Annotated in this window: 24 protein-coding genes; 12 read left to right on the forward strand and 12 right to left on the reverse strand. The window is 67.3% G+C overall.

The genetic code is table 11. The annotated features are described in order from the left end of the window. Nucleotides 1–161: 161 nt before the first annotated feature. Nucleotides 162–707, reverse strand: a complete 546-nt coding sequence (locus L2Y94_RS17130) for a type 1 glutamine amidotransferase domain-containing protein (protein ID WP_247369869.1) — start codon at nt 705–707, stop codon at nt 162–164. Between the two features lie 101 nt (nt 708–808). After that, on the reverse strand, nt 809–1,288 hold the full coding sequence (locus L2Y94_RS17135; RefSeq protein ID WP_247369871.1) for an SET domain-containing protein: 480 nt from the start codon (nt 1,286–1,288) through the stop codon (nt 809–811). 158 nt (nt 1,289–1,446) lie between these two features. Between L2Y94_RS17135 and L2Y94_RS17140 the strand changes: the two genes are divergently transcribed. The 3 genes from L2Y94_RS17140 to L2Y94_RS17150 all read left to right on the forward strand — a co-directional run bounded on the left by L2Y94_RS17140 (nt 1,447) and on the right by L2Y94_RS17150 (nt 4,350). Further along, entirely contained in the window at nt 1,447–1,938 is a 492-nt protein-coding gene (locus L2Y94_RS17140; protein ID WP_247369873.1) for a hypothetical protein, read from the forward strand. Between the two features lie 20 nt (nt 1,939–1,958). Continuing rightward, nucleotides 1,959–3,734: an acyl-CoA dehydrogenase C-terminal domain-containing protein gene (locus tag L2Y94_RS17145; protein ID WP_247369876.1), complete on the forward strand. Its 1,776-nt coding sequence runs from the start codon at nt 1,959–1,961 to the stop codon at nt 3,732–3,734. Between the two features lie 139 nt (nt 3,735–3,873). Beyond that, nucleotides 3,874–4,350 carry a GNAT family N-acetyltransferase gene (locus L2Y94_RS17150; RefSeq protein WP_247369878.1) on the forward strand — a complete coding sequence of 159 codons (477 nt, stop codon included), beginning with the start codon at nt 3,874–3,876 and terminating at the stop codon, nt 4,348–4,350. A gap of 98 nt (nt 4,351–4,448) precedes the next feature. Here L2Y94_RS17150 and L2Y94_RS17155 read toward each other — a convergent pair whose 3' ends face one another. Then, nucleotides 4,449–5,210 (reverse strand): SapC family protein, encoded by a 762-nt coding sequence (locus tag L2Y94_RS17155; protein WP_247369881.1) that lies wholly within the window; start codon nt 5,208–5,210, stop codon nt 4,449–4,451. Between the two features lie 301 nt (nt 5,211–5,511). On the opposite strand from L2Y94_RS17155, the gene L2Y94_RS17160 reads away from it, so the two are divergent. Both L2Y94_RS17160 and dxs read left to right on the forward strand, forming a co-directional pair. Continuing rightward, nucleotides 5,512–6,084 (forward strand): HNH endonuclease, encoded by a 573-nt coding sequence (locus L2Y94_RS17160; protein ID WP_144915408.1) that lies wholly within the window; start codon nt 5,512–5,514, stop codon nt 6,082–6,084. Nucleotides 6,085–6,160: 76 nt separating this feature from the next. Continuing rightward, on the forward strand, nt 6,161–8,056 hold the full coding sequence (gene dxs, locus L2Y94_RS17165) for a 1-deoxy-D-xylulose-5-phosphate synthase (RefSeq protein ID WP_247369884.1): 1,896 nt from the start codon (nt 6,161–6,163) through the stop codon (nt 8,054–8,056). Between the two features lie 11 nt (nt 8,057–8,067). On the opposite strand, the gene prmC is transcribed toward dxs, so the two are convergent. Further along, nucleotides 8,068–8,883: a peptide chain release factor N(5)-glutamine methyltransferase gene (gene prmC, locus L2Y94_RS17170; protein ID WP_247369887.1), complete on the reverse strand. Its 816-nt coding sequence runs from the start codon at nt 8,881–8,883 to the stop codon at nt 8,068–8,070. Nucleotides 8,884–8,919: 36 nt separating this feature from the next. On the opposite strand from prmC, the gene L2Y94_RS17175 reads away from it, so the two are divergent. Further along, nucleotides 8,920–9,810: an alpha/beta hydrolase gene (locus L2Y94_RS17175; protein ID WP_247369890.1), complete on the forward strand. Its 891-nt coding sequence runs from the start codon at nt 8,920–8,922 to the stop codon at nt 9,808–9,810. A gap of 7 nt (nt 9,811–9,817) precedes the next feature. Here the strand turns inward: L2Y94_RS17175 and L2Y94_RS17180 are convergent, their stop codons facing one another. Continuing rightward, nucleotides 9,818–10,720: a phytanoyl-CoA dioxygenase family protein gene (locus tag L2Y94_RS17180; protein WP_247369891.1), complete on the reverse strand. Its 903-nt coding sequence runs from the start codon at nt 10,718–10,720 to the stop codon at nt 9,818–9,820. Nucleotides 10,721–10,853: 133 nt separating this feature from the next. Between L2Y94_RS17180 and L2Y94_RS17185 the strand changes: the two genes are divergently transcribed. Continuing rightward, a complete protein-coding gene (locus L2Y94_RS17185) occupies nt 10,854–12,017 on the forward strand; it encodes a Gfo/Idh/MocA family protein (protein ID WP_247369903.1) in 1,164 nt (387 codons plus the stop codon). Here the strand turns inward: L2Y94_RS17185 and L2Y94_RS17190 are convergent. The 5 genes from L2Y94_RS17190 to L2Y94_RS17210 form a co-directional block, all read right to left on the reverse strand. Continuing rightward, nucleotides 11,995–13,002 (reverse strand): LacI family DNA-binding transcriptional regulator, encoded by a 1,008-nt coding sequence (locus L2Y94_RS17190; protein ID WP_247369906.1) that lies wholly within the window; start codon nt 13,000–13,002, stop codon nt 11,995–11,997. The genes L2Y94_RS17185 and L2Y94_RS17190 overlap by 23 nt on opposite strands. Before the next feature lie 118 nt (nt 13,003–13,120). Further along, a complete protein-coding gene (locus L2Y94_RS17195) occupies nt 13,121–15,799 on the reverse strand; it encodes a M1 family metallopeptidase (RefSeq protein WP_247369908.1) in 2,679 nt (892 codons plus the stop codon). Between the two features lie 95 nt (nt 15,800–15,894). Next, nucleotides 15,895–16,254, reverse strand: a complete 360-nt coding sequence (locus tag L2Y94_RS17200; protein WP_247369923.1) for a DUF1428 domain-containing protein — start codon at nt 16,252–16,254, stop codon at nt 15,895–15,897. A gap of 165 nt (nt 16,255–16,419) precedes the next feature. Next, the gene (locus L2Y94_RS17205; RefSeq protein ID WP_144915435.1) at nt 16,420–16,962 is read right to left on the reverse strand and encodes a carboxymuconolactone decarboxylase family protein; all 543 of its coding nucleotides are present in this window, start codon (nt 16,960–16,962) and stop codon (nt 16,420–16,422) included. Between the two features lie 196 nt (nt 16,963–17,158). Beyond that, nucleotides 17,159–17,707 (reverse strand): peroxiredoxin, encoded by a 549-nt coding sequence (locus L2Y94_RS17210; protein WP_144915438.1) that lies wholly within the window; start codon nt 17,705–17,707, stop codon nt 17,159–17,161. Between the two features lie 153 nt (nt 17,708–17,860). Here L2Y94_RS17210 and oxyR point away from each other — a divergent pair, with 153 nt between their 5' ends. Beyond that, nucleotides 17,861–18,787, forward strand: a complete 927-nt coding sequence (oxyR, locus tag L2Y94_RS17215; protein ID WP_247369926.1) for a DNA-binding transcriptional regulator OxyR — start codon at nt 17,861–17,863, stop codon at nt 18,785–18,787. A gap of 56 nt (nt 18,788–18,843) precedes the next feature. Continuing rightward, nucleotides 18,844–19,437 (forward strand): hypothetical protein, encoded by a 594-nt coding sequence (locus L2Y94_RS17220; protein ID WP_247369928.1) that lies wholly within the window; start codon nt 18,844–18,846, stop codon nt 19,435–19,437. On the opposite strand, the gene L2Y94_RS17225 is transcribed toward L2Y94_RS17220, so the two are convergent. Together L2Y94_RS17225 and L2Y94_RS17230 are read right to left on the reverse strand one after the other, a co-directional pair. Further along, nucleotides 19,431–19,949, reverse strand: coding sequence for an adenine phosphoribosyltransferase (locus tag L2Y94_RS17225; RefSeq protein WP_247369930.1), 519 nt, complete (start codon nt 19,947–19,949; stop codon nt 19,431–19,433). The genes L2Y94_RS17220 and L2Y94_RS17225 overlap by 7 nt on opposite strands. Before the next feature lie 25 nt (nt 19,950–19,974). Beyond that, complete coding sequence (locus L2Y94_RS17230; RefSeq protein ID WP_247369932.1) at nt 19,975–20,247, reverse strand: putative signal transducing protein; 273 nt, start codon at nt 20,245–20,247, stop codon at nt 19,975–19,977. 101 nt (nt 20,248–20,348) lie between these two features. Here L2Y94_RS17230 and L2Y94_RS17235 point away from each other — a divergent pair, with 101 nt between their 5' ends. From L2Y94_RS17235 to L2Y94_RS17245, 3 genes are all read left to right on the forward strand, one after another. Then, entirely contained in the window at nt 20,349–22,076 is a 1,728-nt protein-coding gene (locus L2Y94_RS17235) for a glutamine--tRNA ligase/YqeY domain fusion protein (protein WP_247369934.1), read from the forward strand. Continuing rightward, a complete protein-coding gene (locus L2Y94_RS17240; RefSeq protein WP_247375302.1) occupies nt 22,073–22,645 on the forward strand; it encodes a nucleoside deaminase in 573 nt (190 codons plus the stop codon). The genes L2Y94_RS17235 and L2Y94_RS17240 overlap by 4 nt, the downstream gene beginning before the upstream one ends. A gap of 112 nt (nt 22,646–22,757) precedes the next feature. Further along, complete coding sequence (locus L2Y94_RS17245) at nt 22,758–24,665, forward strand: ATP-binding response regulator (protein ID WP_247369944.1); 1,908 nt, start codon at nt 22,758–22,760, stop codon at nt 24,663–24,665. The last annotated feature ends 79 nt before the right edge of the window (nt 24,666–24,744 follow it).

Raw genomic sequence — 24,744 nt, forward strand, 5'->3', positions numbered from 1 at the left:
GCTCCCACCCTTCGGTAGACGGTTCATCGCTGAAGGGTGGGAGAGTTTCGAAAGCCGCTACGTGGCCAGGGCCGCATTCGCCTTTCGACGATTGACCTTCTACCGGAGGGTGGGAGCGGACCCTGTCCGCGATAAGCCTGGCGAGGAACGCGGCGGGCGGATTACGCCGCCAGGGCCTTGATCAAGGTCTGCGTGAACGCCGGGATATCGTCCGGCTTGCGGCTGGTGATGAGATTGCCGTCGGTCACCACTTCGCTGTCTTCCCAGCGGGCGCCGGCATTGTCGAGATCCTGGCGGAGCGACGGCCACGAGGTGATCTTCTTGCCCTTCACGAGCCCGGCGTTGATCAACGTCCACGGACCATGGCAGATCGCGGCCACGGGCTTGCCGGACTGGCCGAAGGCCTTGACCAGCCCGACCGCTTTCTCGTCGGTGCGCAGGTGGTCGGGATTGATCACGCCGCCCGGGAGCACCAGGGCGTCGTAGCTGCCGGGATCGGCCTGGTCGAGGTGCACGTCGACCGGCACGGACTGTCCCCAGTCCTTCTTGTCCCAGCCCTTGATCTGCCCGGCATCGCCGGGAGCGATCACGTCGACCTGGGCGCCGGCTTCTTCGAGCAGGTGCTTGGGTTCGGTCAGTTCGGACTGTTCGAAACCGTCGGTCGCCAGCACGGCGATGCGGCGGCCGGAAAGCGTCTTGTTCGCCATCGGGGAATCTCCTTGCGGGGGAAGGTACCCCAAGCATGGAAACCGGCGAATGAGCGGCGCGTCGCGCGAATGTCGGCGCGCCGTGGGCAAAGGTGAAGGGCTTACTTCGCCTTGCGCTTGGGCTTGAGCATCGTGCCGATGCACTTCGGCGAACCGCACCGGCAGGCCCAGATCTTCTTCAGCCTCGCCGTGTGGGGCATGTCGAGCGTGATGCCGTAGTCGTAGGTCAGCTCTTCGCCGGGAGCGATGTCGCGAATGGCCTCGATCAGCACGCGATCGTTCTTGGTGGGTTTGCCCTCGACCGCTTCCTCGATCAGCGCCTGGCAGTTCGGATCGCAGCTGTGGTTGATCCAGCGCGCCGTGTTGCCGTTGCTGTTGCCGTCGACGATGTACTTCTCGTTCAGCGTGAAAAGGAAGGTGTGGCCGGTTTCGCCGCCGTCGCCGTAACGCTTGTCGGCCTGGGCATGGGTGATGTGGTCACCCTTGTATTCGATGATTTCCTCGCCGGCCTTGATCGGGGCGGTGGCGAAGACGCCATTTCCATGGATGGGCGAACGGCGGGCTGCGATGCGACGGGTCATGTGAGGCAAGAGGTCCAGCGAGGCGATCCGGCCATGATGCCTGCTCGGCACCCGCTTGGGAACCGCGTTTCAAACGCCCGTCTCGCGCCTGCCGTGCATGGGCGCTACCATCGGTCGCTGTTTCGACGTCCCATGCCGCCAAGCCCTGGATGACACCGATGCTCCGCACCTTCCTCCCTCGCGCGGCCGTTCTCGCCACGCTGGTCCTGCTCGCTGCCTGCGGGCCCGCGAAGAAAAGCGTTTTCCCACCGACCGTCACCCTGCAGGAAGTCACCGCCAAGCCCGGCGGAACGTGGCACGTGACGCTGCGCGTGCGCAGCAACAGCTACGGCGGCATGTCGTTCGACCGGTTCCAGGGCACGCTCCAGGTAGGCCAGTTGGGCGGCGTGCTGCTCGATGCCCGCATCGACCAGGACATCCCCGCTTTCGCCGCGGACGTCACCCGGGTGGACATCCTGCCCACCCCCGAGATGTCGAAGGCGTTGGCCGACCTCGCCGCCAAGGGCAGCTCGGGCTCGCTTCCCTACGCCATCGAAGGCCGCATCACCGGCACGGCCGAAAAGGAAGACAAGCCACGCACGTTCACCGTGCACGGCAGGAACTGGCTGTCGCCCGTGCCCGGCATTCCCGATACCTACCGCTCTCCCTGACCCTGCTTCCGGACGCCTCCATGACGAATTACAAAGCTCCCCTCGACGACATGCGCTTCGCGCTCTTCGACGTGCTCGGCGCCGAAGACGTGCTCACCCCGCTCGAAGGCGGCGAGGCGCACAACCGTGAACTCATCGACGCCGTGCTCGAGGAGTCGGCCCGCTTCACCGAACAGGTGCTCGCGCCGCTGAACGCATCGGGAGACGCCGAGGGCTGCCATTACGACAAGGCCACGGCCACCGTCGCCACGCCCAAGGGCTTCAAGGAAGCCTACCGCCAATACGCCGAGGGCGGCTGGACCGGCCTCACCGCGAGCGAGGCCGTGGGCGGCCAGGGCCTCCCGGCCGCGCTCGGCCTGCTCACCAAGGAGATGATCGACTCGGCCAACACGGCCTGGGGTATCTATCCGCTGCTGTCGCACGGCGCCATCGACGCGATCCAGCACCACGGCGACGACTGGCAGAAAGAGGTGTTCCTCAAGCGCATCGTCGACGGCACGTGGACGGGCACCATGTGCCTGACCGAACCGCAGGCGGGGTCCGACCTCGGCCTGCTGAAGACGCGGGCCGAGCCGAACGGCGACGGCAGCTATCGCGTCACCGGCACCAAGATCTTCATTTCCGCCGGCGAACACGATTTCGCGGAAAACATCGTGCACCTGGTGCTGGCCCGCCTGCCCGACGCGCCGGCCGGCAGCCGGGGCATCTCGATGCTGGTGGTGCCCAAGTTCAAGGTGAACAAGGACGGCTCGCTGGGCGAGCGCAACACGCTGGCCGCCGGTGCCATCGAGCACAAGATGGGCATCAAGGGCTCCGCCACCTGCGTGATGAACTTCGACGAGGCCGAGGGCTGGCTCATCGGTCCGCCGCACAAGGGGCTCATGGCGATGTTCACGATGATGAATGCCGCACGCCTGGGCGTGGGCGTGCAGGGCCTGGCCATCTCCGAGGCCGCCTTGCAGGGCAGCCTTCGTTACGCCCTCGAACGCCTGCAGATGCGCGCGCTGTCCGGCCCGAAGCTGCCGGAAAAGCCGGCCGACCCGATCGTCGTGCACCCCGACGTACGCCGCATGCTGCTCACCCAGCGGGCCTTCGTGGAGGGCGGCCGCGTGCTCGCGCTGCATGCCGGGCTGCAGAGCGACATCGAGGCGCGCCATCCCGACGCCGACGCGCGCACGAAAGCCGGCGAACTGCTCTCGTTCCTCATTCCCATCATCAAGGGTCTGCTGACCGAGGCCGCGCAGGAGTGCACCAAGGAGGCACTGCAGATCTTCGGCGGCCACGGCTACATCGTCGAACACGGCATGGAACAACTGGTGCGCGACGCGCGCATCATCACCCTGTACGAAGGCACTACCCAGATCCAGGCGCTCGACCTGCTCGGCCGCAAGGTCATGCAGCTGCAGGGCGTGGGCCTGAAGCATTTCCTCGCCGAGATCGGCGCGTTCTGCCAGGCCCATGCCGGCGACGAGAGCCTGAAGCCGCTCATCGGCCCGCTGTCCGCCGCCGCCGCCACCTGGGGCGAACTCACCCGCGACATCGCCGCCCGGGCCCAGGCCAATCCCGAGGAACTGGGCGCCGCCGCGGTCGACTACCTCTATTTTTCCGGCTACGTCGCCCTGGCCTACGCCTGGGCACGCAGCGTGGCCGCCGCCGACGGCTCGCGGCTCTCGACGGCAGGCAAGCAGGCCAAGCGCGATACGGCCGCCTTTTACTTCGCCCGCATCCTGCCGCGCATCCACCTGCACAAGGCGGCCATCGAAGCCGGCGTCGCGACGCTGCCCGACGTGGCGTGAGGCCCCGCGCCGCGCTGCCCGCCTGACGGTTCGCTGCGACAGAGCGACTCACTCCGAAGGGCGGACGGGACTTTTCCCGTCCGCCCTTCGGGTGTAGAACTGACCGGGCCCGGACGCCCACCCAACGGTTCGACACACGATGAGCGATAGCCCGTACCGCATACGCCTCGCCGAGAGCGACGACGACGACTTCATCCTCGGCCTGGTCCACCGCTTCATCCATTTCCCCTTGCCCAACGGCCGCACGAAGACCGATTGCCTGAAGGGCATCGAGGCCGATCTGGTGAAGCACCTGGACGAGCAACCGTCCAACAGCTACATCTTCATCGCCGAGAACGACGACGGTGAGGCGGTGGGCTTCGTCCACCTGCAGAAGACCAAGGATTTTTTCACCCACCGCGACAATTGCCATATCTCGGACATCGCGGTCGCCGAGAAGCACGAAGGCAACGGCGTGGGAGCGGCACTTCTCGACCACGCCTACGCATGGGCCAAGGAACATCGTTGTCAGTTCGTGACGCTGGCCGTGTTTCCCGGGAACGAGAAGGCCCGCGAACTGTATGCGAAGCACGGGTTCGACACGGACCTGGTGCGGATGGCCCGGCCGGTCCGCTAAAACCGAATGCAACGCTCGAGGACGCGACGAACCACCTACGAACAAGCAAAAAAAGGCCGCCCATCGGGCGGCCTTTTCACGAGCACGACGACGAACGCTTACGCAGCGGCCGTCGTACCCTCTTCCGCACGCTCACGCGCGTCGAGACGCTGGGCCATGCGGTCGATGTTCGCCAGCGACACGAGGTGGGCGTAGATCCAACCGAAGGCACCTTCGCGCAGGAACTCGTGCGCGGTCTTCTCGTCGAGGGCGCGCAGCTTCTCTTCGTTGATGACGAACAGGCCGTTGAGGTTGATGCCCTTGCCTTCCTTCTGCAGGGTGATGGTGCGCGGTTCGAGCAGGTCGTGCTCGCGCAGCTTGCCCATGAACCACTGCGTGCGGGCCACGTGGTCCTGGAACTCGCCCAGGAAATTGACCGCGTTGGTCAGCGCCGGCGCGTCGGTACCGTCTTCGTTGAAGAGGCGCTCGCCTTCGCTGTCGTTGAAGCCCTCGTAGGCCTCGTCGAGGAACACGGTGAAATCGTCACCCTCGGTGCCGGCCGGCTTCTCGGCCAGCACGAAGGGATAGCGGCGCACGAATGCCGGGATGTACAGGCCCTGCTCCCAGAAACCGTCCTTGCCGACCAGCAGGTTTTCGTTCTGGCGAAGGCCCAGCAGCGCCATGGGGCCCGCGGTTTCCATGCTGTCGCCGGCGAACAGGATCGGGAAGTCGCGCGAGGCCGGTGCGAACTCGACACCGGTGAGCGGCACCGAATGGGCCTGCTTCGCGAAGTTGATGTTGTTCACCGCCTTCAAGCGGAGATCGCGATGGGTCGTACGGTTCAGGGGAACCGGACGCTCGTAGAAAAGCACTTCTGCCACTGTTCAATCCCTCTTGGACCCGCCGGACCTGGGAAGCCACCCCGGCCCCCCTTCCAAACCCGCCGGGCTCACATGCGAATTCCCACTATAGCAGCGCCCGATGACCGCCACAGCCCCGCAAGAACCATACCGAGGAGGTGCTTTTCTGTAGCAATTATGGGCTATGCTCGGATCAACGCCCCCTTGCGGGGCGGGTTCGCGCCGCGAACCGCACGGAGTTCGGCTTGCTGGAACGCTCTTTCGCGTACGTGAAGGACGAGACCCGATGACGATGGAAGTGCACCAAGAGGATTTGCCGAAAATGGCGGCGCTGCACGCCACCCGCGTGCTGTCGCTCGACGCCGGCGGGCGGATCCTCGACTGGATCAGCTGGCAGGACGCCGTCTGCCTCTACGTCCGGGGGGTGGTTGCCTGGACCCTGGGCGACCCCTGCGTCACGGTCCACGGCGGCATCAGCCGGGAGAGCGGCGAACAGAGCACCCTCCAGCTCCACCCGATCGTCGCCAGCACGGGCCATTGCCGCGAACACGCCATCGATCCGGCGCCCGCCCTCACCAACACCGCCCTGTTCGCCCGCGACCGGCATCTGTGCCTGTATTGCGGACAGCAGTTCACCCGCCACGCCCTCACCCGCGACCACGTCGTGCCCCTGTCCAAGCGCGGCCAGGACGAATGGGAAAACGTGGTCAGCGCCTGCCTGTCGTGCAACCTGCGCAAGAGCAACCGCACGCCGCAACAGGCCAACATGCCCCTCCTGGCCGTGCCTTACCGGCCGAGCTGGGTGGAGCACCTGATCCTCTCCAACCGCAACATCCTGGCCGACCAGATGGAGTTCCTCGTGAGCCACCTGCCACGGGACCGCCGCCGGGCCTGAACCCGCGCCCGGCATGCCTGAGGTTTTTCACACCCCGTCCCTTGCCCCGACACGCCCGTAGGCCAACAATACGGGCATGAACGACCTCTCCCACTACCCCTATCTGGCGCAGATCGACTCGCCGGAGGATCTCCGCCGTTTCCCGGCGGACGAACTGCCGGCCATCGCCGACGAACTGCGCCGCTACCTGATCGAGGCGGTGGCCTCGTCGGGCGGTCATTTCGGCGCGGGCCTGGGCGTGGTGGAACTCACGGTGGCGCTGCACCACGTCTTCGACACCCCGGTGGACCGCCTGGTGTGGGACGTCGGGCATCAGTGCTATCCGCACAAGATTCTCACCGGTCGGCGAGACCGCATCACCTCGATCAAGAAAAAGGACGGCCTCGCACCGTTCCCCAACCGCGACGAGAGCGAGTACGACACCTTCGGCGTCGGCCACTCCTCCACGTCGATCTCGGCTGCGCTGGGCATGGCCATCGCGCTTCAGCGTCGCGGCGACCCGCGCAAGGTGGTGGCGGTGATCGGCGACGGCGCGATGACCGCGGGCATGGCCTTCGAAGCCCTGAACCACGGTGGCGACATCGAACCGAACATGCTGGTGATCCTCAACGACAACGGCATGTCGATCAGCGAAAACGTCGGCGCGATGACCAAGATGATGGCCCGCGCGATGTCCAGCCGCACGCTCAACGCGTGGCGTGAACGCGCCAAGAAGGCCATGCCGCGCGAATCCTTCTTCGGCCGCTTCTTCAAGCGCTGGGAGGAGCACGCCAAGGGCATGTTCGTGCCGTCCACCCTGTTCGAGGAACTGGGCTTCCATTACACCGGCCCCATCGACGGCCACAACATGGCGCAACTGGTGAACGCGCTGGAAACGGTGAAAGACCTGCCCGGCCCGCAGCTCATGCATGTCATGACCACCAAGGGCAAGGGCTACGAGCCGGCCGAAAAGGCACAGATCGAATACCACGCGGTGGGGCCGTTCGATCCGGTCGCCGGCCTCGTGAAGAAGGGCGCGCCCGCCAAGCCCACCTATACCGACATCTTCAGCGACTGGCTCTGCGACATGGCCGCCGCCGACGAACGCCTGCTCGGCATCACCCCCGCCATGCGCGAGGGTTCGGGCCTGGTGCGTTTTTCCAAGGAATACCCCCAGCGCTACTTCGACGTGGCGATCGCCGAGCAGCACGCGGTGACGCTCGCCGCGGGCATGGCCGTGGAAGGCGCCAAGCCGGTCGTGGCGATCTATTCCACGTTCCTCCAGCGCGCCTACGACCAGGCCATCCACGACGTGGCGTTGCAGAACCTCGACGTCACCTTTGCCATCGACCGCGCCGGCGTGGTCGGCCCCGATGGGGCCACGCATTCGGGCGGCTTCGACCTGAGCTTCATGCGCTGCCTGCCCAACATGATGATCATGGCGCCGGCCGACGAGAACGAGTGCCGCATGATGCTCAGCACGGGCTTCCGGTACGCGGGACCCGCCGCCATCCGCTACCCGCGCGGTACCGGGCCGGGAGCCCGGCTGTCGCCCGATCTCGACACGCTGCCGATCGGCAAGGCCGAGGTGCGTCGCCGCGGCCGCCACGGGCTGGCGATCCTGTCTTTCGGCACCATGCTCGCGCCCGCCGCGGTGATCGCCGCCGAAGTGGACGCCACGCTGGTCAACATGCGTTTCGTGAAGCCGCTCGACGAGGAACTCATCCTCGAAATGGCGCGCACGCACGGCGCGTTCGTCACCATCGAGGACAACGCCGTCGCCGGCGGTGCCGGCGCGGGCGTGGCCGAGTGCCTGGCCGCGCACGGCGTAACGCTGCCGATCCTCCATCTGGGCCTGCCGGACGTGTATCTCGACCACGGCAGCCGCGAGGAAGTGCTGACGATGGCGGGGCTCGACCTGCCGCAGATCCGCGAGGCAGTCCGCGCGCGGTTTCCGCAGTTCGTGGATGCGCCGGTGGCGAGCGCGGGTTGACCCGTCCGCGATTATCGCGACCGCGCTCCACTCACCCGATCCCGCTCCTCCAGATCCGTGGCCGTGAAGACATCGCTCCATCGCGTGACGTCGAACAGGCGACGCACGGCCTCGCCCTGGTTCCAACCGTGTTCGAACAGCAACCAGCCGCCCGGCGAAAGATGCGGCAAGGCATCGCCGACGATGCGGCGTATGTCATCGAGCCCGTCCGCACCGGATGCCAACGCCGAAAGCGGCTCGAAGCGAAGATCCCCCCGTGACAGGTGCATGTCGCCTTCCTCGATGTAAGGCGGATTGCTGACCACCATGTCGAAACGTTCCCCGGCGACCGGCGCGAACCAGTCGCCATGGTGGAATACCACGTCCAACCCAAGGCGCCTCGCGTTGCGCCGCGCGACCTCCAGCGCCGGTTCGCTCGCATCCACCGCATGCACCGACGCGTCCGGCCGCTCCTTCGCGACAGCCAGCGCGATGGCGCCGCTTCCCGTACCCAGGTCGAGGACACGGCCGCCACGCGGCAGGCGCTCGAGGGCCAGCTCCACGAGCCGTTCGGTTTCCGGACGCGGAATGAGCGTGGCGGGCGTGACCTCCAGCGACAACGACCAGAAATCCCGCCGCTCCACGATATAGGCCACGGGCTCGCCGGCGGCACGGCGCTTCACCAAGGCATCGAAACGAGCCTGCGCGTCGGAGGCGGGCACGTCGTCGCCATGGGCGAAGAACCATGCGCGGTTCACTCCCAATGCGTGTGCCAGCAGCGCTTCCGCTTCCAGGCGGTCACCCAACACATCGCCCGCCTGGCGCAGGATCGTGCGAATATCGTTCATGCAGGCATTGTAGTGGCTCGCCCCTACAATCCGCGGATGCGCATCCCCTTCCTCCTGTTCGCCCTGCTGTGCCTGACCGGCTGCCACGCGACCTTCTTCGCGGCGGTGAACGCCACGCAGCCCGGTTCCGGCATCGTCGCCCATCGCGACATCCCGTTCGCACCCGACCGCGACCTGTCGCTCGACGTCTACGCGCCCCTCCATGCCGAGCACGCGCCGGTGGTGGTGTACTTCTACGGCGGCGACTGGCGCTTCGGCCAGCGAGGCTGGTATCGCTGGGTGGGCGAGGCACTGGCCCGGCGGGGCGTGGTGGCCATCGTTCCCGACTACCGTCACTGGCCCGCCGTGCGCATGGACGGCTTTCTCCGGGACGGCGCGGACGCCGTGCGATGGGCAAAGGACCATGCGGCGATGTTCGGCGGGGACGCCTCCGATCTTTTCGTGATGGGCCACTCGTCCGGCGGCCATATCGCGGCCATGCTGGCCACCGACAAGCAATGGCTTGCCAGCGTGGGCATGAAGCCACGCGATCTGTCCGGCCTCATCGGCGTCGCCGGTGCGTTCGACTTCCTGCCGCTGGACGAGAAAGCCTATCTCGACATGTTCGGCCGCACCGCCGACGAGCAGGCCCGCTCGCAACCGGTCCATTTCGTCGACGGCGACGAGCCGCCCGCACTGCTACTTCAAGGCGAGGCCGACACCGAGGTCTACCCGGCCGAGGCCATCTCGCTCGAAGGCCGTTACCGGCAGATGGGCGAGCCGGTGGAACTGAAGCTCTATCCCGGACTGGGCCATGAAAAGCTCGTCTTCGCCCTGGGGCCGCTGCATCGCGCCGCTCCGGTGATGGACGACGTGATGCGATTCATCCACGCCCAAACGGCGCATCGAGACGGCCGTTACCGCGACGACGGAAGCGTGCGCCCGTGATCGCCGGTCAGCGTTGTTTCATGACGTCGCGCCCTTCCGCATTGCCGCCGCGTGCCGCGTCGAGCACCTCGGGGTAAGGGTAGTTCAGGCCCAGCAACTGACGGATGTCCGGACCGGCGTTCTCGACGAACGCCTTCGGCAGGGCCGCGGGCAGGTCTTCCATCGGTTTGACGAATTTGGGCAGGTACTGCGTGATGATCGCGGAGCGGTCGATCGCGCTGCGGTTGGGCATCGCGCAATGCCATACCGCGCCGAAGAAGACGACGGTGTCGCCCGGCTCGCCGAGCATGCGCTCGCAGCGCTCGAAGAAGCGGTCGCCCTCGTCGGGATAGTGCAGCTCGCGTTGGCTGCCGGGCACGAAGGCGGTGGCGCCCGTTTCCTCGGTGAACGGGTCGAGCATGATCGTCGCCTGGGCATTCAGGGCGAACGTGGCGTTGATGCGCGCGGGATGCGTCCCGGGCGAATGGAAGTCCCAGTAGGGGTAATCGATGTGCGGCTCCTGGCCGGGGCCGCCGGGAAGGATGCGGTTCGCCGCGATCGATCCCATGATGAACTCGCTGCCGATGAAGGCGCGCATCACGCGCATGATCGCCGGGTGCGCCGCCATCCGCGAGAAGATGTCGCCTTTCGCCAGCAGGTTCCACACGCGGCGCTGCAGGTTGATGCGCCCCGCCCGTTCCGCGTCGCCCTGGAAGTGCGTGACCTTGCCGCCGGCCGCGTCGAGATCCGACTCGCGCATCACGATCGCGCGTGCTTCGGCGATCTCGGCCGCCGTGAAAAGACCGCGCAGCGTGACGGCACCGATGCCGTCGAGCAGTTCGTGGACGATGGCGTCGGTGTCGAGCGTCGCCTCGGTGAAGACGGGGATCGCGACCGGATGGCGGGCGACGACGGATACATGGGCGTTCATGGCGGCTCCTGCGCGGGACGGATGGAAGGCGGGGGGATACCTCGGCAGCACCACGCTAGGCCGATTTGCAAGCGCTTGCAAATTGCACCGCAACATCCGTAGAGTCGGACGCACCACTGCTGCGGGACGTCATGTGAAGAACGAACTGCGTATCGGGCTGATCGGTGCCGGCTACATGGGCAAGGCGCATACCGTCGCCCTGAAAACCGTCGGCCCCACGTTCGAACCCGAGCGGACGCCCGTCTGCGAGATGATCGCCACGTCCAGCGATGCGGGTGCGGCAGAATTCGCCGGCCGCTGGGGATGGTCGCGCTCGACGGGCGACTGGCGCGCCCTGGTCGACGACCCGCGGGTCGAAGCCGTGATCGTCGCGACGCCGCCGCGTACGCACGCCGCGATGGTGATGGCCTGCGTCGCCGCGCGAAAGCCAGTCTTCTGCGAGAAGCCCCTGGGCACGTCGGCCGGGGAATCGCTCGCACTGGCCGAGGCGGTGGAGGGGGCCGGCCTCCCGAACATGGTGGGGTTCAACTACATCCGTACGCCGGCCAGCCAGCTCGCGCACCAGATCATCGCCTCCGGCGAGATCGGCGAGGTGATCCAGGTCGCCGCCGAACACGTCGAGGATTACCTGCACGATCCCGCGCTGCCCGCGTCGTGGCGCACGCGCGTGGCGACCGGCACCGAGGCGGGAGCGCTCGGCGACGTCGCCTCGCACATCGTCAACGCGTGCCTGCGGCTCGTCGGGCCCATCGACAGCCTCGTTGCCGACACGCGCATCGTGCAGCCCATGCGCCACGGTCCCTCCGGGCCGGAGGCCGTGGAGAACGACGACCAGGGCCAGATGCTGCTGCGCTTCGCGAACGGCGCGACCGGCAGCCTGAGCTTCAGCCGCATGGCTGCGGGGCGGAAGATGGGCTACACGTACCGCATCACCGGCACGCGCGGCGCCATCCATTTCGACCAGGAAGACCAGAACGCCCTCTGGCTGTACGACGCCGCGCGCGATCCGGCGAGGCGAGGTTTCCAGAAACTGCTCATGGGTCCCGCGCATCCCGACTACCTCGCCTTCAACCAGGGTGTCGGCCACGGCACCGGGTACAACGAGCAGATCGCCATCGAGATGCGCGACTTTCTCCGCGCGATCGCCACGGGCGAAAGCGTCTGGCCGACGTTCCGCGACGGTTATGAAGTGGATCGCGTGATCGCCGCCGCGCTCGTGTCGCATCGCGAGCGCCGTTGGGTGTCGCTAAGGGAACCGACGGCGGAATCCGGCGTCAGCCGAGGCTCGTACGCGTGACCAGCTCGCAGGGGAACAGCTTGCTGCGAGGGACGTCGTCGGGGTTTTCCATCCACGCGACGATGCGTTCGATCGCGTGCAGCACCATGTCCCGGATCGGCTGGCGCACCGTCGTCAGCGCATAGGCGGCCCAGCCGGCCAGCGGCATGTCGTCGAACCCGACGATGCCGATATCGTCCGGCACGCGTACCCCACGTTCGCGGCAGGCGTCCATCGCACCCATCGCCAACACGTCGTCCGCGCAGAACACGCCATCGACGTCGTCGTCGCGGTCGAGCAGCGTGTGCATCGCCAGACGGCCGTGCTCGTGCGTGTAGTTGCCCGCGTGGATCGTCTGGCGCAGCCGCCGGGCCGCCACATCGGCGAAACCCTTGCCGCGGTCGATCGTGGACGCGTCGTGCGCCGAACCGCCGAGGAAGGCCAGGCGGCGCAGGCCGCGCGCAAGCATCGCATCGGCCGCGAGACGACCGCCGGCGACGTTGTCGACCGTCGCGACCGGCACGGGCGAAGCGCGTCCGGCGCGGCCGAACACGTGCATCACCGGCAGCCCCGCCGCGCGGCACGACGCGGCGAATCCATCGGGCGGCGCGGAGGTCGCGATCAGCACCGCGTCCACGTTGTACTGCCGCAGCATGTCCAGCGCGGCCCTGCCGTCCCCGTCTTCGCCGAGGTTCGCCAGCAGTGGGCGCAGGCCGCGCGCCTGCAGTTCGCGGGTGAACAGGTCGAAAACCTCCATGAAGGTCGGATTCGCGAAATGGTTCGAGACGAGCCCGATGAGTTCGGTACGGCCCGTCATAAGGCTGCGCGCCAGGGGATTCGGCCGGTAGCCCATCGCCGTCGCGGCGGCGAGCACGCGCTCGCGCGTCTTCGCCGAGACGCTCGCGCCTTCGGTGAAGGTGCGCGACACGGCGGAGATGGACACGCCCGCGGCTTCCGCGACGTCGCGTGCGGTGGGCCGTGGCATGGCGGGCGGGCGGGAACTCATGGGCGTAAGGTTAGCGCAGTCGCGCGGTGACGATCGCGGGGCCATGGCGTCGTTGGCGTCGGCGAAAAAAAGCCGGGCGATCGCTCGCCCGGCTCTTCATAGGCAACGCTTCAACCGATCAGCGGATCGTCTTCGGGTCCTGCTTGGCCTTCAACGCCGAGCACAGGAGGATCGACTCGCTGGTCTGCGCCAGGCCGCGCTCGGCACCGCTCACCTTCGACAGGCGATCCTTGTCGAAGAACGCGGACAGGCGGTCGGCCTCGGCCTTGGAGCAGCTGCCGCCGGCGCCCAGCGCGGGCAGGCGGCCGCCGGCGAAGCTGCCGGTGCGGGCCACGATCTTGTCGTAGTTGGCCACGAACCACTTCCACAGGTCGTTGCGCGAGGCCTCGGAGTGACGACCGCCGCTGAGCACCATCGCCATCTCGCCCACCTTCACGTCCTTGCCGAGCGCGAAATCGCGGGCCTTGTTGGCCAACGCCGGATCCTTCGCCTCGGACAGCGCGCTCAGCATGGCATTGCGCTTGGCCGGGTCGGAGGTCTTCGGGATTTCCGCGATCAGCGCATCCACCGCCGGCGCGCCACGCTCCTGCACCGCCACGCCGAGCGAGGCGCCCAGCAGGTCGGGATCGGCGGCGTCGAGGTCGAGGCGGCCGTCCTTCGCCTTCAGCGCGGCGTCGCCCTGCTTGAGCAGTTCGGCGCGGACCTCGGCGTTGTCCATGTCACCGGCGAGGAAGGATGCGAGCGTGGTGCGGGTGATCGTGTCGTTGTCCGGCTCGCCGGCCTTCTTGCGATAACCCAGCGCCTTCAGCTTCGGCAGGTAGGCGTCGGTGGCCCACTTGCGCACCACGTTGCGCTGCGCGTCGTTGGTGGCTTCGTTGGAAAGGATCCACTCCAGCGTCGCCATCGGCGCGGTGAACACCTCGCGTACCTTCGACGCGGTGAGCGGCTTGTACGCGGCGAGCACGTCGCCCGCATCGAGGTCGCCGTGCTGGAACCCGGCGCGCACGGCGTCGGCATAGGCCAGCTGCTCGGCATCGGTGAGCGTGCCCGCCACCTTCGACAGCGCGGCGAGATCCGCCTTGCCCTGCGCGAAGCGGTAATAACCGCGGCCGTCGGCGTTGGGCATCACCCAGGTGTCCTTCGCCGCGCCGTCGAGCACCATGCTGCCCGTGGCCTTGTCGAAGATCTCGCACTTGACCTTGTTCGCACCGCCGCCGGTGCCGTAACGCACGCACATCGGCACGCCCCACACGCGGTTGGCGTCGCCGGTGCTGCCCAGCGGCAGGTAACGGCTCTGCTTGAGTTCGAGCACGGTCTTGCCGCCCTCGGTCTTCACCTGCGTGGTGACGTAGGGCACGCCGGACTGGTCGAGGAAGCTGTTGAACGCCTTCTTGAACTGCTCGCCCTGGCCGGCGGCCTCGGCGATGGAGTCGACGAGGTCGTCCGCGGTGGCGTTGGCGAACTTGTGCTTCTGGATGTAGGCGCGCATGCCCTTCTGGAAGGTCGGCTCGGAGACGTAGCCCTCGAACATGCCGAGCACCGCGGCGCCCTTCTGGTAGGTGATGCCGTCGAACGCCGTCTCGATGTCGCCGTTGCCGGTGATCTCCTGGCGGATCTTGCGCGCGCTGACCAGGCTGTCGTTGCCCATCGCGCCCTGCGCGCCGCGCACGCGGTCGAGGTCGGCGCGGTATTCCGGGTGCACCTTCTGCGTCACCTTCTGCTGCATCCACGTGGCGAACGCCTCGTTGAGCCACAGGTCGTTCCACCAGGCCATCGTCACGGTGTCGCCGGTCCACTGGTGGGCGAGCTCGTGCGCGTTGACGTTGAACGAGCCGCGCACGTACTGGGCGGCCGAATCCGGGTCGATCAGCAGCAGCCAGTCGCGGAAGGTGACCAGGCCCGCGTTCTCCATGGCACCCGCGCTGAAGTCCGGCGCGGCGAGGAGGTCGAGCTTGTCGAACGGGTAGCCGAAGCCGTAATAGTCTTCGAGCGTGTGGATGATCGAATTGGTCTCGCCCAGCACGTGCTGCATGCGATGGCCTTCACCCTTGGCGGCGATGCCGCGCAGCGGGGTGGCGGTGGAGCGGTACTGCGTCGGCGTGATGTCCGGGCCCTTCACCACGTCCCACGGACCCACGGCGAACGCCACCAGGTAGGTCGGCAGCGGCTTGGTCGTCGAGAAGGTCAGGGTCTTCCAGCCGGCACCGGCTTTTTCTTCCTTGATCTGCGCGGTGTTCGCCACGCCCTGGTCGTCGGCGGGGATGGTGAGGCTGATGTCGTACGGCGTCTTGAAGATCGGCTCGTCGAAGCCCGGGAACGCGTAACGCGCCGACACCGGCTCCATCTGCGTCATCGCATAGGGCACGCCCTCGTGCGAGACCTTGTAGAGGCCCTGCAGCTGCTTGTTGAGCGGCGCGGTGAAGTCGATGGCGAGGGTGATCTCGCCGTCCAGCTTCGCACCGAGATCCACGCGCGCCACGCCTTCCTTCTCGGCGGCCACGGTGTACTTGCCCTCGTGCTTCTTGCCGGCGGCGTCGGTGACGACGACCTTGGACACCTTGAGGTCCTTGCCGTGCAGCCAGATGAAATCGGAGGCCTGGGTCAGCTTGACCTTGACCGTGGTGGAACCGGAATAGGTCTCCTGCTTCGGATCGACCTTGAACGAGAGCTTGTAGCTCTCCGGCTGGGCCCAACCGGGCAGGTGTCCGAGGGGCGGCGCATCCGTGCCGGCGGCGAGCGCCGTGCCGCAGGCGGCGGCGAGCGCGGTGAGGAGAAGCGGACGTACGAGACGATGCATGACGGGGAACCCCTGGTGGACGATCCCCGCATCGTGCGAACTGGGGTGACCTTCGACACAGTGCCAGAAGGCACCCCTGTTTCTGCCGCAACGCGTCAATATTCCACGATGGGCTTGAAACCGCCGAAAAACATGCGTTTACCGTCGAAGGGGAGGTTCTTCGGGTCGGACCACTCCGCAAACCCCGGATGTTCCATGACTTTCTTCATGATCCGGTCGCGCTCGCGGCGGTTCTTGTAGACGATCCACGAGAAAACCACGACCTCGCCCGGCTTGAGCTTCACCGCCTGGGGGAACGAGGTGACCTTGCCGGGCTTGACGTCGTCGGCCACGCACTCGTGGTAGGACAGCGCGCCAAGCTCCATCCAGATCTTGCCCGCCTTCTTGGCCATCCTGCGGTATTCGCCCAGCTTGTCTTCCGGCACCGGGCAGACGAAACCATCGACGTAACTCATGGGACCCCTCCTCCACGCGTTTGGGTGGATCGAGGATGGTCCGGCTTCGAGCCGTCCGCAAGTCGACGCTTCGCAGGATTCGCCGACACGGTCGGCTCACACCCCTCCGGTAGCAACCTCGCTACCGGAGGGGTGTGAGCCGATCGTATCGGCGGACGGGGTGCCTCAGCCCGCGGCCTCGGCCTGCTCGAGCACCACGGCCACGGCGTGGATCACCGAGGCGATGCGAACCGCGCTCTGGATGGCCTGCACCGAGACGCCGCCGTCGCGCAGCACCTTGTCGTGCGAGTCGATGCACATGCCGCAGCCGTTCACCGCGGACACGGCCAGCGACACCAGTTCGAAATCGTTCTTCGCATCGCCCTTGTAGGCACCGATCACGTTCATGCGCAGCTTCGCCGGCAGGGTCTCGTACTCGGGATGCGACACCAGGTGCTGGAAGCGGTAGTAGATGTTGTTCATGCCCATGATGGCGGCCGAGCCCTTGGCGGCGGTCACCTGCTCGGGGCTGGCGTTTTCGCCGGCGAACACGGCGATCGCCTCGGTCAGCGGCTTGTAGCGCGCGGCGATGGCCGAGCCCAGCGCGATCATCGCGATCTGCGCCTTGTTGAGGCCGGGGGCGCCCGCTTCGCTCAACACGGAGTCGAGGTTGAGCTTGAGGTCCTTGGCGTATTCGGGAAGCGTGCTGCGCAGATCGGCGATGCTCATGGGTTTGCACCTTTATCGTGAGGAGAGATACGAAAGGGGCGCGGAATATCTCGACCCGAGGGGCCGGTTCACGCGAAAAGGATCGGGGGGGCACCCGAAAAAAGAGGCGGTGAAGCGAACTTCACCGCCTCCAGGGCGGCCCGCGTCGCACGGGGATGGGGAGGGGAACGACGCGGGACTTACGACCGGTGAAGGCTTAGGCGACCTTGAGGGTCTCGTCGCCGGCCTTCCAGTTGCAGGCGCACAGCTCGTCGGTCTGCAGCGCGTCGAGCACACGCAGCACTTCGTCCGGGTTGCGGCCGACCGAACCGGCGGTGACGTAGGCGAACTGGATCTCGCCGTTCGGATCGACCAGGAAGGTCGCACGCTGGGCCACGCCGTCGGCGGTCAGGATGCCGAGGGCCGTGGTCAGCTCCTTCTTGATGTCCGCCAGCATCGGGAACTTGAGGTCCTTCAGGTCGGCGTGGTCCATGCGCCAGGCGCGGTGGACGAACTCGGAGTCGGTGGAAGCGGCCAGGATCTGGCAATCACGATCGGCGAACTGCTCGTTCAGGTCGCTGAAGCCCTTGATCTCGGTCGGGCAGACGAAGGTGAAGTCCTTCGGATAGAAGAACACCAGCTTCCACTTGCCCTCGTACGACTTGTCGGAGATGGTGGTGAAGGCGTCTTCGATCTTGTTGGCCAGCGGGCCACCGTCGACGGCCAGCAGGTTGAATTCGGGGAACTTATCGCCAATGGTCAGCATCTCGACTCTCCAGTTTGAGGGTGGGTTTGAACTCTGCGCGCGCTTGGTGACGCGACTGAGTCACTAAGGTTAGCGACCCTTGCCGCATATCTCAAATCGATTGTAGACATGAATGTGATAGGCTCGGGCTATCAAGACCCACGAGCCCACCCCATGAACCTCAGGGACCTGCAATACCTCGTCGCGCTGGCGGAATACCGCCATTTCGGTCGCGCGGCCGATGCCAGCTTCGTCAGCCAGCCCACGCTGTCGACACAGATCCGCAAGCTCGAGGACGAATTGGGGGTCGCCCTGGTGGAACGTACCCCGAGGAAAGTGCTGCTGACGGAAACCGGTCGTGAAATCGCCCGTCGCGCGCGTGGCGTGCTGTCGCAGGTGGACGAGATCAAGTCGATCGCCCAGCGCACGCGCGATCCCGAATCCGGCACGATCCGCCTGGGCATCTTCCCCACGCTGGGACCCTACCTGCTGCCCCACGTCGTACCGCGCCTGCGCGAACGCTTCCCCCGCCTCGAGCTGCTGCTGCGCGAGGAAAAGACCGAGCAGGTGCTGCACATGCTGCGCGAGGGCACGCTGGATGCGGGCATTCTCGCCCTGCCCGTCCACGACGAGTCGCTGCACACCGAATTCCTGTTCGAGGAGCCGTTCCTGCTGGCCGTGCCGAACGACCACGAACTGGCCCGGCATGGGCCCTTGCGCATGGACGACCTGGCCGAGCAGAACCTGTTGCTGCTGGAAGACGGCCACTGCCTGCGCGATCAGGCCCTCGAGGTGTGCCACCTGGCCGGCGCGGGAGAAAAGACCGGTTTCCGGGCGACGAGCCTGGAAACCTTGCGGCAGATGGTGTCGGCCAACGTCGGCATCACGCTGCTGCCCGCCCTCGCGGTCAAGCCGCCCGTGGCGCAATCGCCCAACGTGAGCCTCGTGGCGTTCGAATCGCCCGCTCCCAGCCGGCGCATCGCGATGCTGTGGCGGAAGAGTTCGGCCATGACGCCGTTTTTCGAGGCGCTGGCGGACGTGATCCGGGCCATTCCCCCCGATCTCTTCAGCACCGAGGCCGCCAGCGGGCGCGCGGCCTAAGTCAACGATAAGGCGGCTCAGCCGTTGGGGTTTCATCTCGTCCAAGGTTTGGCCGCATGCGCTCCTGGCTCGCCCTCCTGATCCCCCTATGCGCCTGGGCCGCCTATGCGTGCTGGCCGCATGGCGGTGGGGGCCTCGCCCACGGCAAACCGGCCGTCGGCGCGCCCGAGCAGCACGCGATCGCGCAGGGGCATCCGCTGTCGATCGGACACTTCACCCTGCAGCCCCGCGCCAGCATCGCGATGACGGCCCGCGTGCTGTCCCGCGAGGACTACCAGCTCGACGAGCTCGCGCCGCTGGCCCCCACCGACCTCGCGCTGGGCTGGGGCCGCATGGCCCAGGACAAGGTGCTGGGCAAGATCCGCATCTCGCAGTCCAACCGGCTCTACTACTGGTACGCCGACGACTACCCCATTCCGCGCAAGGAGATCGAATCCTCCAGCGCCAACATGCACATGGTGCCCGCCAACGACGACATGGCCACGAAGCTGCGCGACGTGCGCCCGGGCGACATCGTGCACGTGGACGGGCAACTGGTGGACGTGCGCCGCGACGACGGCTGGCACCTCGACACCTCTCTGGCCCGCGACGACGATGGCCCCGGTGCCAGCGAGATCGTGCTGATCGAACGGCTCGACGAGCGTCAGTAACGCACCAGCGCATGCAGCGGCGCCGGTCCCGCCCAGCGCGCGCGGCCGGCCAGGACCTCCAGTTCGATCACCACGCCGGCGCCGATCACCTCGGCACCCAGTTCCTCGACGAGCCGCCGCCCGGCCTCCAGCGTGCCGCCGGTGGCGAGCACGTCGTCGACGACGATCACCCTCTCGCCCGGCGACAGGGTATGCCGGCCGATTTCCAGGCGATCGCGGCCGTATTCCAGGCCGTAGTCCATGCCGATCACCGGCGGTGGCAGCTTGCCCTTCTTGCGCAGGGCGACGAAGCCCGCGCCCAACGCCCGCGCCATGGCGGCGCCGAAGATGAAGCCACGCGATTCGATGCCGCACACGGCCCCCACGGACGCTTCGCGCCAGGGCTCGCAGAGGGCGTCGATGCACTGCCCGAAGGCCCGGGCGTCGGAAAGCAACGGAGTGATGTCCTTGAACAGTACGCCGGGGCTCGGAAAGTCGGGCACGTCGCGGACGAGGTCGTGGATGGCCTGCATGGGAAATCCTGGAAAGGGGCGCGAGTCAGGCGGGGATCGTCGCCGCACCGAAGTCGTCGTCGGCCGCCGCCGCGGCCCGGGCCTCGGCGAGCTGGGCCTCGATGCCGCGGACGATGGCGTCCGCCGCGTCGCCGGCCGACTCCGGCACCCTCACCTCGATGAAATCGCGGGCGGGCAACTGGCCGATCGCCCCGATGAGGAATTCCCCCGAGACGAAGGCCGGGATGCCCGCGTGCTCGAGCGCATCCTTGACCAGGTGGGCATCGAAGAGGGTCTCGGCGTGGTAGGCGATCCGCATGGGGCCAAGCTACCGCGCGGCCCGGCCGTGCGGCAAGCACCCTTCATCCAAGATGGGTAAACTCGACAGTTTGCCGCGACCCACCCTCCGAGTCCTTCGAGATGTCGACCGAAACGCCCGTCCTGCAGCAGCACTTCATCCGCCAGATCGTCCGCGACGACCTCGCCTCCGGCAAGCACGCGAAAATCCACACCCGCTTCCCGCCGGAGCCCAACGGCTACCTGCACCTGGGCCACGCCAAATCGATCTGCCTCAACTTCGGCCTGGCCTCGGAGTTCGCGGGCACCTGCAACCTGCGCTTCGACGACACCAACCCGTCGAAGGAAGACATCGAATACGTCGAGGCCATCCAGCGCGACGTGAAGTGGCTGGGCTTCGAGTGGGCCGAGCTGCGCCACGCCTCGGATTACTTCGAGGTGTTCTACCGCGCCGCGTGCAAGCTCATCCGCCTGGGCGTGGCCTACGTCGACGATCTCTCGGCCGACGAGGTGCGCGAATACCGTGGCACCCTCACCGAGCCGGGCCGCAATTCGCCGTATCGCGACCGCTCCATCGAGGAAAACCTCGACCTCTTCCGGCGCATGCGCGCCGGCGAATTCGCCGACGGCAGCAAGACCCTGCGCGCGAAGATGGACATGGCCTCGGGCAACATCAACCTGCGCGACCCGGCGCTGTACCGCATCCGCAAGGTGCACCACCAGAACACCGGCGACGCCTGGCCCATCTACCCGATGTACGACTTCGCGCATTCGTTGTCCGATGCGGTGGAAGGCATCACGCATTCGCTGTGCACGCTGGAATTCGAAGACCACCGTCCGCTGTACGACTGGTGCGTCGACAAGGTCGACCTCGCCAACGACCCCGAGCTGTGGCAGCCGCTGGTCGCCGCCGGTTTGCCCACCGTACCGAGCAAACCGCGGCAGATCGAGTTCTCGCGCGGCAACCTCAACTACACGGTGATGAGCAAGCGCAAGCTCATCACGCTGGTGTCCGAAAACCTGGTCGACGGCTGGGACGACCCGCGCATGCCCACCATCGCGGGCGTGCGACGCCGCGGCTTCACGCCGGCGGGCATCCGCCTGTTCTGGGAGCGCATCGGCGTCAGCAAGCAGAACAGCACGATCGACATGGGCGTGCTCGAAGGCTGCATCCGCGAAGACCTCGACGGCACCGCGCCACGCCGCCTCGCCGTCATCGATCCGCTGAAGCTCGTCATCACCAACCTCGACGAGCACCACCGCGAAACGCTCACCTTTCCCAACCATCCGAAGGACGAATCCTTCGGCACGCGCGAAGTGCCTTTCGCGCGCGAGCTATGGATCGAGCGCGAGGACTTCGCCGAGGTGCCGCCGAAGGGCTTCCATCGCCTCAAGCCCGAGGGCGAGGTGCGCCTGCGCGGCGTGGGCATCGTACGGTGCGACGAGCTGGTGAAGAACGATGCCGGCGACGTGGTGGAGCTGCGCTGCACGCTCGACCTCGACACGCGCTCGGGCATGCCCGGCGCCGACCGCAAGGTGAAGGGCACCATCCACTGGGTGAGCGCGCGCGACGCCGTGCCCGCCGTGGTGCGCCTGTACGACCGCCTGTTCGACGTGACCGATCCCGACGACGACAGCGACGGCAAGACCTACAAGGATCACATCAACCCGGAGTCGCGCCGCGTCGTGCACGGCTATGTCGAACCGGCGGCCGCCGGCGCCGCGCGCGAAGACCGCATGCAGTTCGAGCGCCTGGGCTACTTCGTGGCCGACATGCACGACCACACGCACGACGGCCCCGTGTTCAACCGCGTGGTGACCCTGCGCGATTCGTGGGCCAAGCAGTCGTGATGTATGCCCAGGTCCACCTCACGCTGCCGGCGTGGGTCCACCAGGCGGTAAAGACCGACATCCCGTACACCGGCGACGAGCCGAAGATCCGCCTTGCCGTCGAGCTGTCCGCGCTCAACGTCGAGCGCGCCACCGGCGGTCCCTTCGGAGCCGTCGTGTTCGACCAGCACGACCGCATCGTCGCCGTGGGCGTCAACCGCGTGGTACCCCACACCTGCTCGGTGGCCCACGCCGAAATGATGGCGTACATGCTCGCGCAGCAGCGCATGCAGCGCTTCCGCCTCAACACCGACAACGACGGCCGCCGTAGCGGCGCCTTCACGCTCGCCACCAGCTCACAACCCTGTTGCCAGTGCTACGGCGCCACCGTGTGGGCCGGCATCGATACCTTGCTGATCGGCGCCCGCGCCGACGACGTGGAAGAACTCACCCCGTTCGACGAAGGCCCCCTCCCCGCCGACTGGGCGGGCGAACTCGAACGCCGGGGCATCGCCGTGCGTCGCGACATCCTGCGCGACCAGGCCCGCGAGGTCCTGCGCGCCTACGGCGAATCCGGCGTCCGTTACTGACGTTCCGCGCCTCGGCCAGTTGGCCGAGGCCAATGGCGGGGATGCCGTCCTTTCGCCAATCTGCGCTAGGCTTGTCCCACGTCGCCTGGAAGGTCGGCGACAGGGGATGCGCATGCGTGACGTACCGGTTTCATGGCTGGAAAAGGTGTGGCGCCGCACGTCGCTCGTGCAACGCCTGACCTGCGTGGCGCTCGTGCCGACGGCGATCAGCGCCGTACTGCTGGTCACCCTGCTCACGCGACACCAGATGGACACCCTCCATGAGATGGGCCGCTCCACCGCCGACGCCATCGCCCAGCAGGCGTCCTCCGTCTCCGGCGACGCCCTGCGCGATGGGCAGCGCCGCGACCTCGGCCGCATCGCCCAATCGATCGTGCAATTGCCCCAGGTCGCTCGCGTGCGGATCGCCGATCCCGACGGCGAGATCCTCGCCGACCGGGTGAACGGCTCGGTGGACGACGACGAAAGCCTCACCGTATCGCGCGACGTGCTCGATCCGGTGAACCATCGCGTGGTCGGCTCGGTCACCGTGGACGTCAGCGTGGAAGATGCCGTTTCCGCGCAACGCGCCAGCGTGCACAACGCCCTGCTCTGGCTTTCCCTGAGCCTGTTCATCGCGATAGGCATCGGCTGGTCCACGGCCCGCTGGCTGAGCGCCCCGCTACGCAACCTTGCCATCGCGGTACGCCAGCTGGGCCTGGGCGACCGCACCGTGGTGGTGCCGGTCACCGACGACACCGAGATCGGCGACCTGCAACGCGGCTTCAACGGCGCGGCATCGAAGCTGCTGCACGCGCAGATCGGCATGGAACGCGAGATTGCCCAGGCCACCGAGGAATTGGCCCGCAAGAACGCGGCGCTGGAGGCCGCCAGCGTGGCGAAGGCGCGTTTCCTGGCGGCCGCCTCCCACGACCTGCGCCAACCCCTCTACGCACTCACGCTGTTCTCCTCGGGCCTGGCCGTGGACGAATTCGACCCGGTGCGGCTCAACCGCATCGCGCACATCCAGGAATGCGTCGAGGCGCTCGACCACCTGTTCAGCGAACTGCTCGACCTCTCGCGCCTGGAGACGGGCGCCATGCCACCGGTGATCCGTGACGTGGCGCTCGACGAGGTATTCGAGGAAGTGAGCGTCAACTTCCGCATGGTGGCCGAACAGCACGACCTCCGTCTCGTGGTGCGCACCACGGGCCTGTGGGTACGCAGCGACCGCACCATGGTCGCCCGCATCCTGAACAACCTGGTGAGCAACGCCTTGCGTTACACGCGTTGCGGCGGCGTGCTGGTGGGCGCGCGACGCCGCCTCGACGGCACCGTGCGCGTGGACGTCTGGGATACCGGCCTGGGCATCGCCCAGGAGCACCAGAGGCACATCTTCGACGAGTTCTACCGCGTGGAAAGCGGCCCCGAGGCGGGCCGGCCCGAGGGCACCCGCCGCGGCCTCGGCCTGGGGCTCTCGACCGTGCAGCGTCTTGCCGGGCTGCTCGGCACCCAGGCCAGCGTGCGATCGACGCTGGGCAAGGGCAGCGTCTTTTCGGTCACGCTCCCCGAAGTCCAGCCGGGCGTGCAGGAAATCGCGCCGGCGCCGCTGTCGGAACCCGCCCCGCGCCGGGACATCACCGGCATGCGCGTGCTGGTGATCGACGACGAGCCGAGCATCCTCGCCGGCATCAGCTTCCTGCTGGGCAGCTGGGGCTGCGAGGTACTGACCGCCGAAGACGCCCAGCAGGCCATGGAGGCCGTGCACCAGTGGATGCAGCCGCCGGACATCGTCATTTCCGACCTGCGCCTGCGTGAAGGCACGGGGCTGGACGTGATCGCCCTGCTGGACCGCTACTACCGTCGCCGGCCCGGCGATCCGCCCCCGTTCGCCCGCGTGCTCATCACCGGCGAGACGCGCAGCGACTACCTGCGCAACGTGGATACGGCGACGACGCAGGTGCTCTACAAGCCGGTGTCGCCCGACCGGCTGCTCGACGTAATGGTTTCGGCGTGGTCTGTCCATCATGCAGCCGTCTGAGCCGCATGGCCTGCTTGCCCCGGGACGGGCAGGAAGCTATGTTGCGCCTTACGGGGAGCTCGTGGCACGGCGGGCGGAG

This window comes from Luteibacter aegosomatis (genome assembly GCF_023078455.1).
GTDB classification, from domain to species: Bacteria; Pseudomonadota; Gammaproteobacteria; order Xanthomonadales; family Rhodanobacteraceae; genus Luteibacter; species Luteibacter aegosomatis.

Excerpts from the sequence above, each read along its gene's own strand:
- L2Y94_RS17195 (WP_247369908.1), bottom strand. The coding sequence starts at position 15,799 with ATGCATCGTCTCGTACGTCCGCTTCTCCTCACCGCGCTCGCCGCCGCC.
- L2Y94_RS17200 (WP_247369923.1), bottom strand. The coding sequence starts at position 16,254 with ATGAGTTACGTCGATGGTTTCGTCTGCCCGGTGCCGGAAGACAAGCTG.
- prmC (WP_247369887.1), bottom strand. The coding sequence starts at position 8,883 with ATGAACGATATTCGCACGATCCTGCGCCAGGCGGGCGATGTGTTGGGT.
- L2Y94_RS17220 (WP_247369928.1), top strand. The coding sequence starts at position 18,844 with ATGCGCTCCTGGCTCGCCCTCCTGATCCCCCTATGCGCCTGGGCCGCC.
- L2Y94_RS17245 (WP_247369944.1), top strand. The coding sequence starts at position 22,758 with ATGCGTGACGTACCGGTTTCATGGCTGGAAAAGGTGTGGCGCCGCACG.
- L2Y94_RS17230 (WP_247369932.1), bottom strand. The coding sequence starts at position 20,247 with ATGCGGATCGCCTACCACGCCGAGACCCTCTTCGATGCCCACCTGGTC.
- L2Y94_RS17210 (WP_144915438.1), bottom strand. The coding sequence starts at position 17,707 with ATGCTGACCATTGGCGATAAGTTCCCCGAATTCAACCTGCTGGCCGTC.
- L2Y94_RS17150 (WP_247369878.1), top strand. The coding sequence starts at position 3,874 with ATGAGCGATAGCCCGTACCGCATACGCCTCGCCGAGAGCGACGACGAC.
- L2Y94_RS17190 (WP_247369906.1), bottom strand. The coding sequence starts at position 13,002 with ATGAGTTCCCGCCCGCCCGCCATGCCACGGCCCACCGCACGCGACGTC.
- L2Y94_RS17145 (WP_247369876.1), top strand. The coding sequence starts at position 1,959 with ATGACGAATTACAAAGCTCCCCTCGACGACATGCGCTTCGCGCTCTTC.
- oxyR (WP_247369926.1), top strand. The coding sequence starts at position 17,861 with ATGAACCTCAGGGACCTGCAATACCTCGTCGCGCTGGCGGAATACCGC.
- L2Y94_RS17205 (WP_144915435.1), bottom strand. The coding sequence starts at position 16,962 with ATGAGCATCGCCGATCTGCGCAGCACGCTTCCCGAATACGCCAAGGAC.
- L2Y94_RS17180 (WP_247369891.1), bottom strand. The coding sequence starts at position 10,720 with ATGAACGCCCATGTATCCGTCGTCGCCCGCCATCCGGTCGCGATCCCC.
- L2Y94_RS17235 (WP_247369934.1), top strand. The coding sequence starts at position 20,349 with ATGTCGACCGAAACGCCCGTCCTGCAGCAGCACTTCATCCGCCAGATC.
- L2Y94_RS17160 (WP_144915408.1), top strand. The coding sequence starts at position 5,512 with ATGGCGGCGCTGCACGCCACCCGCGTGCTGTCGCTCGACGCCGGCGGG.
- dxs (WP_247369884.1), top strand. The coding sequence starts at position 6,161 with ATGAACGACCTCTCCCACTACCCCTATCTGGCGCAGATCGACTCGCCG.
- L2Y94_RS17225 (WP_247369930.1), bottom strand. The coding sequence starts at position 19,949 with ATGCAGGCCATCCACGACCTCGTCCGCGACGTGCCCGACTTTCCGAGC.
- L2Y94_RS17175 (WP_247369890.1), top strand. The coding sequence starts at position 8,920 with ATGCGCATCCCCTTCCTCCTGTTCGCCCTGCTGTGCCTGACCGGCTGC.
- L2Y94_RS17130 (WP_247369869.1), bottom strand. The coding sequence starts at position 707 with ATGGCGAACAAGACGCTTTCCGGCCGCCGCATCGCCGTGCTGGCGACC.
- L2Y94_RS17140 (WP_247369873.1), top strand. The coding sequence starts at position 1,447 with ATGCTCCGCACCTTCCTCCCTCGCGCGGCCGTTCTCGCCACGCTGGTC.
- L2Y94_RS17135 (WP_247369871.1), bottom strand. The coding sequence starts at position 1,288 with ATGACCCGTCGCATCGCAGCCCGCCGTTCGCCCATCCATGGAAATGGC.